This is a genomic window from Dongia sp. agr-C8 (genome assembly GCF_054658695.1).
This window is the reverse complement of the sequence record NZ_BAAGHZ010000002.1, coordinates 261,367-273,713: the sequence shown is the minus strand read 5'-3', so window position 1 is coordinate 273,713 and position 12,347 is coordinate 261,367. Positions and strand designations below refer to the sequence as shown.

The following is a 12,347-nucleotide window of genomic DNA, read 5'->3' as shown; positions in this document are numbered from 1 at the left end:
TTCTTTGCGTCTTTGACATGGATCATCGTCGCAGGGCGAAGCCCGGCCTAAGCAAGGGCATGGATGACGCCACCCATCGCCCGCTGATCCTGATCGTCGATGATGAATTGCTGGTCCGCGAGAGCTTGGCCGACGCCTTGGCCGAACGCGGCTACGAGACCCTCACGGCGGCCGAGGGCGAGGAGGCGTTGGCGCTCTATGAGACGCGCGACGTCGCCGCGATCGTCACCGATATGTATATGGGCGGCTCGGACGGCTTCGTGCTGATCAATGCCTTGCGCAGCCGCGGCGAGACCGTGCCGATCATCGTCATCTCGGGCGGCCAGCCGGAGCTGGCGCGGAAGCTCGGCGCCGACGCCACGCTGACCAAGCCCTTCCGCCCGCGCCAGCTCGAGAGCCTGCTGGACAGCTTGCTCGACCGCGCCCCGGCCTAGTCGGCATTTCCAGCCGACGCGACGATCTCCATGCCGAGACGGCTGATCGGCTTCCGGCCGGCGAAGCCCGCCGGCTCGAAGAAGCGGAAGCTGATCTGGAATGCCGGGTTGATGCGGCGCAGCGCCTCGCACAGGAAGGCTTCGTTATAGGTCCAGCTCATCGTCGCGGTCTTGGCGTTCTGCTCCGTGCGGTCGAACAGGATCACGGCGCGGGCGCCGGGCGCCAAGAGATCGGTGATCTTGCGCAGGAAGTCGTCGACCTCGGCCGGCGGCACATGCATCAGCACCGAGACGCTGAACACGAAGTCCGGCTGCCAGGCCCGGATCTCGGACAGGCTCCGCGCGGAGATCTGCTCGAGCCGCGGCGCCTTCTCCTGGATCATCTCCGGGTCCAGCAGGCGCAGCCCGTCCTCGAAGAAGCGCCGCGTCACGTCCACGCCCCAGTATTTCCGGGGCGCGAGGTGGTCGATGAAATGCATGCCGATGCGCAAGCTGCCGCAGCCGTAGTCGACCACCTTGTGCAGCGGCTCCAGCCCATAGGCCTTGAGGAAGCGGAAGGTGCCGGCACCGCGCTGCCACAGCTCCAGGTTTCCGCCGCCGGCGCCGCGGGTCGGGTGCAGCAACCGCTGGCGCTCCTGCAGCCCCAGGGTGGCATGGCCCTCGCCGCGGTCGAGCCGGCGCGCGATGCGCTCGGCATAGTAATCGCCATGGCTGCGGTCGGGATGGCGCAATTGCCAGACCCGGTAGCGCAGGGCCGCGCTGCCGCGCTTAACCAACGAACGCCGCAGCCCGGTCGGCTGCGCGGCGCCGTTCGGCCAGAGGCGCAGATAGACCGAGGCCATGAACAGGGTCAGGCCGACGAAGTAGAGCTGCAGATAGACGAACTCCGAGAAGTCGACCATCTCGCCGATGGTGATGCGCCCGATCGGCACCAGGTTGTCGTCCAGCAGGTCGAGCACGGTCGATAGAGTCTGCGCGATAAAGGCGCCGACCAGCAGCTGGAACGGCAGAGCGGCCACGCGCTCGGCACGCATGGCGACCAGCAGCGCACACGGCAGCACGAACCAGAGGCAGAGGTCGTCGATGTCCTCGATGCCGAGCGTGGTCTCGATCCGGTCCATCGCCGCCTCGTAAGGCGAGATCACGGCGAGAGCGAGGAACAGCACCAGGACCGCGATCCAGGCCGCGCGGGCCAGCCGCGGACCCACGCCGAGGTAGAGGCGATGCGCGCTCAAGATCGCCATCAGCGCGGCGATGAAGGCGTTGACGTGGTCGAGATACCAGTTGTCGCTGGCGGCCGTGCTCCACAGCGCGGAGGCGGAGACCGCGCTGGTGGCGATGACCACCAGCGTCATCAATTCGATGGTGACCGAGGGATTGGGAAAATAGTTCGCACGCTTCATGGGCACTCGGCTGTTCCGGGGATCAAGCCGGGCGACGCTATACCCGGCACCGGCCGACGGCCAGCCCTATGCGCTGCGTCGGGCCAAAACGTGATCGCGCGCACGCCGGGGCCTGGGCGGCCGCCGGTCGTCGCGGAACGTTCCGGCGCCGCCCGGCTTTTAGCCCGGGAACACGAGGAATGCCCATGGAATGCCGAAGCTGGCTGGCAATCGCCGCCGTTCCATTGCTGCTCACCGGCTGCGAATACTTGCACAAGCCGGAATCCACGCATTTCGACGCGATGGAGGGCGGATTCGCGTTCCGCGCCATCGCCGACGCCGCCTATCCGGAGCACACCGCCAACGGCGAGGCTTGGCGCATGAAGTGGCTGGAGCAGCGGCTGCGGCAGACCGGAACCTGCCCCAAAGGCTACGAGATTACCGCGCGCAAGCCCGTGCTGTTCTCGACCGGGGCGCTGGGCAGCATCTACGACGTCTATTATGAAGGGCGCTGTATCTGAGGAGACGGCAACCCGGACGAACGGCCAGGCCCAGGGGGCTGTCCGTCCGGCCGGGCTCCGTGCTAGCGCCGGTTGGCCGATCTCAGGTCTTCGGCAGTGCGCTCGGTCTTCGAACCTTCGGCAAAGCCGCCCGCGTTGCCGGTCTCCCCGCCCTGGCTAGAAGCCATATCGAGCTCGCGCTCGGCCTGCGCCCAGTGCTGGGCATCCTTGCCCTCGGGCTTGCCTTCCTCTTCCCAGATCCGCTGCGCGCGCTTGCGGATCTCTTCTTCCCGGCTCCAGTCCATGCTTTCCTCCATGCCGCTCAAGCCGCTTGGCTGACCGGCTCGCCATTCTCCAGCTCGGCGCCCTTGAAGGAGCGGGTCTGCGGCGTCGGCAGGCCGGACTTGAACTCCTGCATCAGTTCTTCCTTGCGCGCTATGAGCTGCTCGCCCAACGCGTCCATGTCGAGGCCGGCGTCCTTGGCTTCGGCGAACAGCCCCTCGGCGCGCTTCTCCTCCTCCTTGACGTGGTGCTTAATCATTTCCGAAAGCACCTTCACCTTGGCGTCGTAGAAGTCGTCGTCTGGCCCACCGGCCAGGATCTCCGCGATCAGCACCTTCGCGGCATCGTGCTCGACATAGGCCTCCTGCACGAGGTTCGCGTCCTCGACCTGGCCGGTGCAAGCCGGATAGAAGATCTCCTCCTCGATCTGCGCATGGATCATCAGCTCCATGCAGATCTGCTCGGCGATCTTCTGCTTGTTGCTGCGCGCTGATTCGAACTTCTCGAACAATTCCTCGACCTTGCGGTGGTCCGCTTTCAACAGAGCGACCGCATCCATATTCTTGCTGCTTGCCATGAATCAAATTCTCCCGGTTTAGGCGCAATGCCTGGCGCCGAACCAACCGGCATTCGCGGGCCCGGTTCCCGGAGAAGTTGAAAGCTATTGCGCCGGGTCTTTTTCCAGCTTCTGCAGTGCGGCCTTGGCGGCCTCGAGCTCCGCCTCCAGCTCGGCCAGCAGCGCCTTCGCGGCTTCGCCTCGCTCCGAGCTGCCGACCTTCGAGCCGGCATCGGACGATACCGTCATCAGGGCATAGCGCCGCGTCTGCCGGTCGAACTTCTCCGTGGCCTCGGCCAGGCGGCGGCGGGCCGCCTCGATCGCGCTTCTATCGGTCATGATTTGATAACCCCAAGTCCCGCGCGAACAACACGGCCGAGCGGGGAGCGATCCACGCGGATCCGCCCCAGGGATTCGGGGCGCAGGACGGGCCATCCCATTCATGTTGCCGCCCTTAGGCGCAACCCCTAGTCTCCGATCATCCCATGGCCATCATCAAGATCCTGCACGCCGTGTCCGCCTTGCTCGGGGCCGCCCATGTCTGCTTCGCGGTGGCGCTGTCGAGCTATTTCGATTTCGTGCGGCCGCACCGGCCCGATGTCTTCACCGGCGCCGTGCGTCCCTGGGGCGATGACGAGACCAGGGTCTACATCACCCTCCGCGACGAGGATGTGTTCTGGGGCCTCGCCGTCGTCGGCGCGGTCTCGCTGGCGGTCTGCGGGGTGCTGACCCTGGTGTTGAAGCACGACGCGCGCCGCGAGGGCCGCACCACGCTTTACTAGCGAGCCGCGTCCGCTGGGCCGCGCGCGGCCTCGGGCGCGTCCTGATCCAGGCGCGTCGACGCCGGCTGTTGCCCGCGCAGCGTCGGTCGCACCGGACGGCAGGACGGGAAGGTGTAGTGCAGGATCGCCAGCGAGCATTGCTCGACCAAGGCGAGCCGGGCCCAGAGACCCAGCACGGGATCGCGTTCGACGGGAATCGGTTTAGCCATGAAGGGCGCCCTCCGCGGTGAACGGGAGCGCGGTACCTCTTGGATTCATGCCGCAATCTCTCAGCCGCCGGCGCGTCAGGGTCGCAAGCCGGCAATAGAGGGCAATACAGGGTAAACCCGGCACCGGGACTAAAGTTCACCAAAAATCGGACCTGTCCCGAAGCGGTCACCCGGCTCAGAGCGACTTGCCGAGCTCCTTCGCCACGTCATTGGCCATCGGGCCCACCTTCTTCACCGCCGTCTTCAGCGCCTCTGCGGAGACGCCGAAGCGCTTGGCCCAGTCGCGCAGTTCGTAATCCTCACTGGTGTTGATCCGGTCGCGGTCGGGCTTGCCGGTCTTGGTCTTGTCGTCAGCCATGATGCGTTCTTCCTTGCGGTGGGTGGATGACGGACCAACCCCGGGCGGCGGGAATGGTGGCGGCGTGCCGGGTTTTCGGGGCGGCCCGGCGGCCGGCCCGGGCGTCCAGCGGAACGCCATCCCCCGGCCGCGGTTGATGACTTTTACGGCACAGAAGATTCCGCGGTTTCCTCTCCCCCGATTCCCCCGATATCATGACCCTCGACCCCGGCGGCGCATCGGCCGCCCAGCCACCCACCATCCTCGTCATCGATGACGAAGCCTTGATCCGCATGGATATCTGCGCGGCCCTGGCCGACCGCGGCTATCGCTGCGTCGATGTCGCCGACGGCGGGGAGGCGCTGGCGCGTTTCGACGAACTCGCGCCGGCGCTGGTAGTGACCGACATCTACATGGCGGAGACCGACGGGTTGGAGCTGATCCGGCGGCTGCGCCGGCAGCGCATCCAGACCCCGATCCTCGCCATGTCCGGCGCGGTCCACAAATACGACGTGCTGGCGATCGCCAGGCGGCTCGGCGCCGACGCGACCATCGAGAAGCCCTTCGTCGTCACCGAGATCGTCCACGCGGTGGAGGCGCTGCTGGGCGCGGCCCGCTAGCGGCCCGCGCTCAGGCCGAGATCCTGGATTCCCGCAGCGACCAGGGAATGAGCTCGGCCGAGGTGAGGTGGAAGTCGAAATAATCCTCGATGCAGAGGAACTGCGCGACCTCGGCGCCGCCCGCGGTGACCGGGAAGATCCCGAACTCAAAGACGAAATTGCCGCCGGCCAGCGTCTGCTCGGTGACCTCGCCCAGGATCGGCACCCGCTGTTCGAACGCCGTCACGAAGTAATCCTGCCACGGCGTGTCGGTGGCGCCGTCGAGCAGCTCGTCGAGATAATGGCCGGTGAAGTCGATGTTGAGCACATCGGCCACCTTGGTGCCGACCAGGCGATAGCGGATGCGGAAGGGATCGGCGACCGCTTCGCAGATGATCATGTTGGGCAGCAGGCGCGGGAAGCGGGTCGGGTCGAAGTCCCGGCGATCGGGAATGCCCCCGGCCGCATCGCCCGCCGCGCGCCACCAATCATGCAGCGCCTTGACCTTGTCGGAAGCGAGTTCGTCCACGCGGTTGCGGAGCGGCACGGGCGTTCTTCCGGCCTCAGGCGGCGTCGTCGAAGTCTTGCCGCTGTAGTTCGATCGCCGTCGTGCTGTGGCTGAGCCGCTGCAGTGCGCGCCGGCAGGCGCGCTCGATCGCCGGCTCGTTGGCGGCGACGTTCTGCACCGGGCCGATCGCGCCGGGCTGGGGCGCCAGGCAGTTGGCGGCCAGCTGGGTGGAGAGCCGGAAGGAAAGCGGGCGGCCGCGATAGGTGGCAAGCTTGACGAAGCTGCCGGCCCACTGAAAGCCGCGCGCGAAGTTGACGGGGTGATGACTCATGGTGATGGGCTATGCCTTTCCCGGGCAATATCAACGCAACAACGCAACCAGCCTTAAATCCTAGTGAGGGATTCTGCCTAGATGCAGATCATGCGGCCGGTGTGCGTTCGCGGGTAGTCGGGTCCGTCCCGAATAGCGGCCCCGCGTTCGTCGGTCCGCATGGCGCGAGATCCATCCTTCAATTGAATTGTCAGAAAGGCTCGCCACCAATAGTCTATAGGCCCCGATACACCTCCCGGTGCGCTCAGAAAGAGAGAAACGTGTCCCAGGAACGCTACGGCGCGGCCTACGACAAATACGCGGCGGGTGACCACGGGGCTGCGCTGCCGATGTTTCGCGCGCTCGCCGAGGAAGGCGACCCGATCGCGCAATGCACGCTCGCCCAGATGTGCTGGAGCGGCGAGGGCGCCGCCGCGGATCCGGCCGAGGCGTTCCGGTGGACGCTGAAGTCGGCGGAGCAGGGCTTGGCGCCGGCGCAGCACAATCTCGGCATCCACTATCAGTTCGGCCAGGGCGTGGCGCAGGACCTGGGGGCGGCGCGGCGCTGGTTCGCCGAGGCCGCCCGGCGCGACCACCCGAAGGCGCAGGCCTGCCTCGCGATCCTCGACGCGACGCTGCCGTTGTTGCCGCTGCTGGACAAACTCGACAGCCCCGACCTGTTTGCGCTCGAGGCCGCTGTCGCGCGGCCGGAGACCGAGACCATGACCTTCGCCGGCAGCACGAAACATGCCGCCTGGTCGGCGATGGCGAAGCCCGGCTGGGTGCTCTCTGCCAGCCGCGACGACCGCGCGACGCCGGCCAGCGAGACCTTCCGGGTGACGGAATACGGCCGCACGGCGATCCCGATGGCGCTGGAGACGCTGAAGCTCTGGTCCGCGCGCGGCAAGACGACGCCCAGTGCGGCGGAGACGCCGGCACCTGACGCCGCGCAGGAGCGGATGGACCTGGCGCTCGCCGCCTACAGGGCGCGCGACTACCCAGCGGCGCTCCGGCTCTTTCGCGCGCTCGCCGAAGCGGGCGATGCCTTCGCGCAATTCAACATGGGCTACATGCATTGGCGCGGCGAGGGAGTCGAGGCCGACAATGCCGCGGCGCTCGCATGGTACGCCAAGTCGGCGGAGCAGGGCTTCGCCCCGGCGCAGCAGAATCTCGGCCGCTTCCATCAATTCGCCCGCGGCATCCCGCAGGATCTCGATGCGGCGGCCTCTTGGTTCGACAAGGCGCGCCTGCAGGGTGAGAGCAGCGCCGATCAGGATCTTGCCCTGCTGCGGCAGACCGTGCCGCTGCTGCCGGTCATGGACGGGATGAGCGACGCCGACCTTTCCGTGCTCTATGTGGCGATGGACAAGCCGGACGCGCATCTGGGAACGGTCGAGGGTAGCAAGAACCACGCGCTCTGGTCGGCGTTGGCCCGGCTCGGCTGGATGAAGGCAGCCGGCCGCGACAAGCAGGTCACCGAGAACCAGCGGGTATTCCTATTGACCGAGGCCGGGCAAGCCGCCATCCCGCGGGTCTTCGAGACCTGGCGGGTCTGGCCGCACCGCGTGCCCAGGCCATCCGAGCGGAGCGGCACGATGCCGGACGGGACCGACGACCTCTATCGCCGGCTTGGCGGCTACACGGTGCTCAGCCGCTCGGTGCAGCAAGAGGACGCGCCCGCGCCGGGTGGACAGGCCTCCCCGGACGCCGGTTTCATGCGCAGCGCCATCGCGGCGGCGGCACAGCGCAACGCGCAGGCCGAGCGCGTGCACCCGCTCTTCGGCGTCTCGATGGAACCCATGGGCCTGCAGAAGATGCTGAAGGTGGTCGCAGCCTTCGCGGTCCTGCTCTTCGCGGCCTACGGCATCCTCGGCCTGCTCGGCCTCGGCCCCTGGGGATCGCGGTAGCGCTAGGGTCCGTACTCAATTAGGGATTCCCTGTTTTTTGGGATTGTGATTCAAGCTTCCAAACGGCTGGAGGCTTGCGATGAAGGGAATCACCTGGCTGAGCGACGCGGAGTGGGCTCGGATCGAGCCACTGCTTCCGCGGGGGCGCCGCGGCGCACATCGGGTCGACGACCGCCGCGTGATCAGCGGGATCGTGCACATGCTACGCTCGGGGGCGCGCTGGCGCGACTGCCCGGCGGCCTATGGCCCCTACACGACGATCTACAACCGGTTCAACCGCTGGAGCCGGCAAGGGCTGTGGTTCAAGATTTTTGAGGCCCTGACCGGCCATAGTGGCATCTACGGGCTGGCGGCGATCGACAGCACCCACATCAAGGCGCACCGCTCGGCCAGCGGCGGAAAAGGGGGGCCTTCGAGCAAGCACTCGGCAAGTCGCGGGGCGGCTGCACCAGCAAGCTCCACGCGCTCGCCGACGGCAAAGGCCGGCCGCGCGCGCTCATCCTGACCGCCGGCAATATCAACGACATCACGGTCGCGGCGAGCCTGCTCGATCGGGTCGGGCCGCTCCGACGGCTCTTGGCTGACCGCGCTTACGACGCCAACCATCTGCGCGACCGCTTGGCCGCCCAGAACACCCAGGCGGTGATCCCTTCGACCACATCCCGCAGCCAGCCAATCCCCTACGATCGGCGAGCTTACAAAGCCAGAAACCGGATCGAGCGCCTGTGGTGCAGGCTCAAAGACTGGCGCCGCATCGCAACCCGCTACGACAAGCTCGCCAGAAACTTCCTCAGCGGCGCTTATATCGCCGCCATCTTTACCTGCTGGATCAATTGAGTCCGGACCCTAGGGCGTGTGGCTGTGACCCAGGCGTGCCGATGCTCAGTATGGACCGCCTGCTGCGGCGCCGGGAACTTGGGGTCGGCGAAGGCGCCGACGGCGATCAGGTCGGGCTGGCGCTAGGCTTGCCAAGTGACCGTAGAGCCGCAGGTCGGGCAATGCAACGGCGCTTTGGTTGTCGCCGACGTTCCGACGCGTTAAGTCAGAGGCGATGTTGCTGGTTTCGGGCAGGAGAACGCCGTGAAGTGGCCGCTTGGTGCGGTCCTCGGTCTTGTCGTGATAGGCGCCGCTGTCGTTGTGCTCGGCGGGCGCGGCTTCCTCGCGAGCCCACAGGTCGATTTGAAAGATCCACAGGTTGCACGCGACTTCAGCAGAAAGATGGAGGCAACCTGCGTCAGCCAGGCAAATAAGATCCTCGCACTTAACCGCAAGACCCTGGATGACGCGGAAGAAGGCAAGCTCAAGAAGGTTTGTGCCTGCTACATCACCGAGGTCACGCGGATTTTGGCCGAGAAGGGCGAACGGTTGCCCGCCGAATATGAAGAGGCCTATTTCGACAGCCACCCGGAGCTCGAGGCGGCGTTCGAATCCTGCGGGCGTGCCTACGATTTCTGATCGATGGCGCGAAGCAGCCAGACGGACGCGCCCCTAGGGCCGGTCCGGCTGTCCGGCCTTTCGTTCGGTCGAGCCCTGCGTTGCCTCGTCCCGCGCTCTACCGCCACCGAGGAGGCGCCGCGCTCCCATGCCGATCGGCCAAGCGGCGATCCCCGTCAGCGCATAGGTGTCGGTCCACCCGCCGAAGTCATGGCCGGGCACGAAAATGATGAGGGCCACCGCGCCGAGACTGAGCACGGCGAGAGTGCAGCCGGCGCCATAGAGGAAATCGCCAAGGCGCGCGAGCATCAGGGATGCTCAGCCCGCAGCGCCCGCGCCTCAGCGCGTCGGCGTCGGCGTCTCTGTGCTGTAGTCGTAGAAGCCGCGCTTGGTCTTCTTGCCGAGCCAGCCGGCTTCGACGTATTTCACCAGCAGCGGGCAGGGGCGGTACTTGCTGTCAGCGAGGCCGTCGTAGAGCACCTGCATCACCGAGAGGCAGACGTCGAGGCCGATGAAATCGGCGAGCTCGAGCGGGCCCATCGGGTGGTTGGCGCCGAGCCGCATCGCGGTGTCGATGCTGTCCACCGAGCCGACGCCCTCGTAGAGCGTGTAGATCGCCTCGTTGATCATCGGCAGCAGGATGCGGTTGACGATGAAGGCGGGGAAGTCTTCCGCCGTCGCCGTGGTCTTGCCGAGGCGCTCGGCGAGCTGCTTCGCCGCGGTGAAGGTTTCGTCGTCGGTGGCGAGGCCGCGGATCAGCTCGACGAGCTGCATCACCGGGACCGGGTTCATGAAATGGATGCCGATGAACTTCGCCGGCCGGTCGGTCGCGGCGCCGAGCCGCGTGATCGAGATCGAGGAGGTGTTGGAGGCGATCATCGCGCTCGGCTTCAAGAGCGGCGAGACCGTCTTCATGATCTCCTTCTTGATCTCTTCCTTCTCGGTCGCCGCCTCGATGACGATGTCGCAGTTCTTCAGCGCGTCGTATTTCAGCGAGGTGGTGATCCGCTTCAGCGCGGCATCCCGGTCGGCATCGGTGATGAGCTGGCGCTTGATCTGCCGGTCCATGTTGTGGTGGATCGTGCCCAGCGCTTTTTCGAGCTGCTGCTCGTTGATGTCAACCAGCGTCACGTCCATCTTCGCCAGCGCGCAGACATGGGCGATGCCGTTGCCCATGGCGCCCGCGCCGATCACACCAACCGTCTCGATCATACTTTCAGCCTTTCAAAGCCCCGGCGCGTTCCCGAGCCTATTTCTTCTCGAGCGCCTGGGTGAGTTCGGGGACCGCCGTGAAGAGGTCGGCCACCAGTCCGTAATCCGCCACCTGGAAGATCGGCGCGTCCTCGTCCTTGTTGATCGCGACGATCACCTTCGAATCCTTCATACCGGCGAGATGCTGGATGGCACCCGAGATGCCGACCGCGATGTAGAGCTCCGGGGCGACGATCTTGCCGGTCTGGCCGACCTGGTAGTCGTTCGGCACGAAGCCGGCATCGACCGCGGCGCGTGAGGCACCCACCGCGGCGTTGAGCTTGTCGGCCACGGCTTCGAGCAGCTTGAAGTTGTCGCCGGACTGCATGCCGCGGCCGCCGGAGACGACGACGCGGGCCGAGGTCAGCTCCGGACGCTCGGTCTTCTGCACTTCCTGGCCGATGAACTTGGAGAGGCCGGCATCGCCGCCGCCGGACGCATTCTCGATCGCGGCCGAGCCGCCCTCGGCCGGGGCGAGATCGAAGGCGGTGGCGCGGACGGTGACGATCTTGATCTTGTCCGAGGACTGCACCGTGCTCATCGCGTTGCCGGCATAGGTCGGGCGCACGAAGGTGTCCGCGCTCTCGACCCCGGAGATTTCCGAAATCTGCTGCACGTCGAGGAGTGCTGCGGCGCGCGGCATGAAGTTCTTGCCGTTGACCGTCGCCGCCGCCAGCACATGGCTGTAGTTCGGGGCGAGGGCCACGATCAGCTGCGCCATGTTCTCGGCGAGCTGGTGGGCATAGGCCGCATCGTCGGCCTTGAGCACCTTGGCGACGCCGGCGACCTTCGACGCCGCAGCGGCCGCGCCGTCGACGCCCTGGCCGGCGACCAGGATATGGATGTCGCCGCCCAGCTTCTGCGCCGCGGTCACCGTGTGCAGGGTCGCGGGCTTCAGGGTCGCGTTGTCATGCTCGGCAATGATCAGAACACTCATGGATCTCATCCCAGATAGGAGTTTTGGCGCGCGCTATACGAGCTCAGATGACCTTGGCTTCGTTGCGCAGCTTCTCGACCAGCTCGGCCGCGGACTTCACCTTGACGCCGGCGGAGCGCTTCGGCGGCTCGACCACCTTCAGGGTCTTCAGGCGCGGCGCCGGATCGACGCCCAGCGCTTCCGGGGTCAGCGCCTCGATCGGCTTCTTCTTCGCCTTCATGATGTTCGGCAGCGAGGCATAGCGCGGCTCGTTGAGGCGGAGATCCGTCGTCATCACGAACGGCACCTTCACCTGCACGGTCTCCAGGCCGCCATCGACCTCGCGGGTCACGTTGGCGGTGTTGTCGCCGTTGATCGTGAGCTTCGAGGCATAGGTCGCCTGCGGCCAGCCCAAGAGCGCCGAGAGCATCTGGCCGGTCTGGTTGCTGTCGTCGTCGATCGCCTGCTTGCCGAGGATGCAGAGGCCCGGCTGTTCTTTGTCCACGACCGCCTTCAGCAGCTTGGCGACCGCGAGCGGCTGCAGCTCGACATCGGTCTGCACGTGGATGCCGCGATCGGCGCCCATGGCCAGCGCAGTGCGGATCGTCTCCGCGCATTGCGCGCCGCCCAGCGACACCGCGACGATCTCGGTCGCCTTGCCGGCCTCTTTCAGGCGCACCGCTTCCTCGACCGCGATCTCGCAGAAGGGGTTCATCGACATCTTGACGTTCTGGGTCTCGACGCCGGTGCCGTCGCTCTTCACGCGCACCTTCACGTTGGCGTCGACCACCCGCTTAACCGCGACCAGGACTTTCATCTTGCTGCTCGGATCTCACGAAGGGGGTCATTTTCGGCGGCGGCACAAGGCCCGAACCGCTATTTCGCGGTCGCACAATAGGGATGCGACAGAGACGTGTCAACGTGGCCACAGGGGGCTTTC

Annotated in this window: 18 protein-coding genes and 1 pseudogene; 7 read left to right on the top strand and 12 right to left on the bottom strand. The window is 66.5% G+C overall.

Annotated elements, in window-relative coordinates; translation table 11 throughout:
- Positions 1-59 precede the first annotated feature (59 nt).
- Positions 60-434, top strand: a complete 375-nt coding sequence (locus tag ACYQ4T_RS08735; RefSeq protein WP_459852650.1) for a response regulator — start codon at positions 60-62, stop codon at positions 432-434.
- Here the strand turns inward: ACYQ4T_RS08735 and ACYQ4T_RS08730 are convergent.
- Positions 431-1,837 (bottom strand): SAM-dependent methyltransferase, encoded by a 1,407-nt coding sequence (locus ACYQ4T_RS08730; RefSeq protein WP_459852648.1) that lies wholly within the window; start codon positions 1,835-1,837, stop codon positions 431-433. The two genes, ACYQ4T_RS08735 and ACYQ4T_RS08730, sit on opposite strands and share 4 nt — an antisense overlap.
- A 185-nt stretch (positions 1,838-2,022) precedes the next feature.
- On the opposite strand from ACYQ4T_RS08730, the gene ACYQ4T_RS08725 reads away from it, so the two are divergent.
- Positions 2,023-2,337 (top strand): hypothetical protein, encoded by a 315-nt coding sequence (locus tag ACYQ4T_RS08725; protein WP_459852645.1) that lies wholly within the window; start codon positions 2,023-2,025, stop codon positions 2,335-2,337.
- Positions 2,338-2,399: 62 nt separating this feature from the next.
- Here the strand turns inward: ACYQ4T_RS08725 and ACYQ4T_RS08720 are convergent, their stop codons facing one another.
- From ACYQ4T_RS08720 to ACYQ4T_RS08710, 3 genes are all read right to left on the bottom strand, one after another.
- Positions 2,400-2,621 carry a DUF2934 domain-containing protein gene (locus tag ACYQ4T_RS08720; RefSeq protein WP_459852642.1) on the bottom strand — a complete coding sequence of 74 codons (222 nt, stop codon included), beginning with the start codon at positions 2,619-2,621 and terminating at the stop codon, positions 2,400-2,402.
- Positions 2,622-2,638: 17 nt separating this feature from the next.
- The gene (locus tag ACYQ4T_RS08715; RefSeq protein ID WP_459852639.1) at positions 2,639-3,175 is read right to left on the bottom strand and encodes a hemerythrin domain-containing protein; all 537 of its coding nucleotides are present in this window, start codon (positions 3,173-3,175) and stop codon (positions 2,639-2,641) included.
- 84 nt (positions 3,176-3,259) lie between these two features.
- Complete coding sequence (locus ACYQ4T_RS08710) at positions 3,260-3,493, bottom strand: hypothetical protein (RefSeq protein ID WP_459852637.1); 234 nt, start codon at positions 3,491-3,493, stop codon at positions 3,260-3,262.
- 146 nt (positions 3,494-3,639) lie between these two features.
- Between ACYQ4T_RS08710 and ACYQ4T_RS08705 the strand changes: the two genes are divergently transcribed.
- Positions 3,640-3,936 carry a hypothetical protein gene (locus ACYQ4T_RS08705; RefSeq protein WP_459852635.1) on the top strand — a complete coding sequence of 99 codons (297 nt, stop codon included), beginning with the start codon at positions 3,640-3,642 and terminating at the stop codon, positions 3,934-3,936.
- Here ACYQ4T_RS08705 and ACYQ4T_RS08700 read toward each other — a convergent pair.
- Together ACYQ4T_RS08700 and ACYQ4T_RS08695 are read right to left on the bottom strand one after the other, a co-directional pair.
- Positions 3,933-4,145, bottom strand: coding sequence for a hypothetical protein (locus ACYQ4T_RS08700; RefSeq protein ID WP_459852632.1), 213 nt, complete (start codon positions 4,143-4,145; stop codon positions 3,933-3,935). The two genes, ACYQ4T_RS08705 and ACYQ4T_RS08700, sit on opposite strands and share 4 nt — an antisense overlap.
- A gap of 175 nt (positions 4,146-4,320) precedes the next feature.
- Complete coding sequence (locus ACYQ4T_RS08695; protein ID WP_459852629.1) at positions 4,321-4,503, bottom strand: DUF3606 domain-containing protein; 183 nt, start codon at positions 4,501-4,503, stop codon at positions 4,321-4,323.
- Between the two features lie 194 nt (positions 4,504-4,697).
- Between ACYQ4T_RS08695 and ACYQ4T_RS08690 the strand changes: the two genes are divergently transcribed.
- Positions 4,698-5,102, top strand: coding sequence for a response regulator (locus ACYQ4T_RS08690; protein ID WP_459852627.1), 405 nt, complete (start codon positions 4,698-4,700; stop codon positions 5,100-5,102).
- Between the two features lie 10 nt (positions 5,103-5,112).
- On the opposite strand, the gene ACYQ4T_RS08685 is transcribed toward ACYQ4T_RS08690, so the two are convergent.
- Both ACYQ4T_RS08685 and ACYQ4T_RS08680 read right to left on the bottom strand, forming a co-directional pair.
- A complete protein-coding gene (locus tag ACYQ4T_RS08685) occupies positions 5,113-5,628 on the bottom strand; it encodes a PAS domain-containing protein (protein WP_459852624.1) in 516 nt (171 codons plus the stop codon).
- Between the two features lie 16 nt (positions 5,629-5,644).
- Positions 5,645-5,920, bottom strand: a complete 276-nt coding sequence (locus ACYQ4T_RS08680) for a hypothetical protein (RefSeq protein ID WP_459852621.1) — start codon at positions 5,918-5,920, stop codon at positions 5,645-5,647.
- A 260-nt stretch (positions 5,921-6,180) separates the two neighbouring features.
- Here ACYQ4T_RS08680 and ACYQ4T_RS08675 point away from each other — a divergent pair, with 260 nt between their 5' ends.
- From ACYQ4T_RS08675 to ACYQ4T_RS08665, 3 genes and pseudogenes are all read left to right on the top strand, one after another.
- A complete protein-coding gene (locus ACYQ4T_RS08675; protein WP_459852619.1) occupies positions 6,181-7,806 on the top strand; it encodes a tetratricopeptide repeat protein in 1,626 nt (541 codons plus the stop codon).
- Between the two features lie 79 nt (positions 7,807-7,885).
- Positions 7,886-8,643: pseudogene (locus ACYQ4T_RS08670) on the top strand (IS5 family transposase).
- A gap of 243 nt (positions 8,644-8,886) precedes the next feature.
- A complete protein-coding gene (locus ACYQ4T_RS08665; RefSeq protein WP_459852616.1) occupies positions 8,887-9,261 on the top strand; it encodes a hypothetical protein in 375 nt (124 codons plus the stop codon).
- A gap of 33 nt (positions 9,262-9,294) precedes the next feature.
- Here the strand turns inward: ACYQ4T_RS08665 and ACYQ4T_RS08660 are convergent, their stop codons facing one another.
- From ACYQ4T_RS08660 to ACYQ4T_RS08645, 4 genes are read right to left on the bottom strand one after another with little or no spacing between them, the layout of a single operon-like run.
- Positions 9,295-9,549 (bottom strand): hypothetical protein, encoded by a 255-nt coding sequence (locus tag ACYQ4T_RS08660; protein ID WP_459852614.1) that lies wholly within the window; start codon positions 9,547-9,549, stop codon positions 9,295-9,297.
- Between the two features lie 30 nt (positions 9,550-9,579).
- A complete protein-coding gene (locus ACYQ4T_RS08655; protein WP_459852612.1) occupies positions 9,580-10,452 on the bottom strand; it encodes a 3-hydroxybutyryl-CoA dehydrogenase in 873 nt (290 codons plus the stop codon).
- A 37-nt stretch (positions 10,453-10,489) separates the two neighbouring features.
- Positions 10,490-11,428, bottom strand: coding sequence for an electron transfer flavoprotein subunit alpha/FixB family protein (locus ACYQ4T_RS08650; RefSeq protein WP_459852609.1), 939 nt, complete (start codon positions 11,426-11,428; stop codon positions 10,490-10,492).
- A 43-nt stretch (positions 11,429-11,471) separates the two neighbouring features.
- On the bottom strand, positions 11,472-12,224 hold the full coding sequence (locus ACYQ4T_RS08645) for an electron transfer flavoprotein subunit beta/FixA family protein (protein ID WP_459852607.1): 753 nt from the start codon (positions 12,222-12,224) through the stop codon (positions 11,472-11,474).
- Positions 12,225-12,347 lie beyond the last annotated feature (123 nt).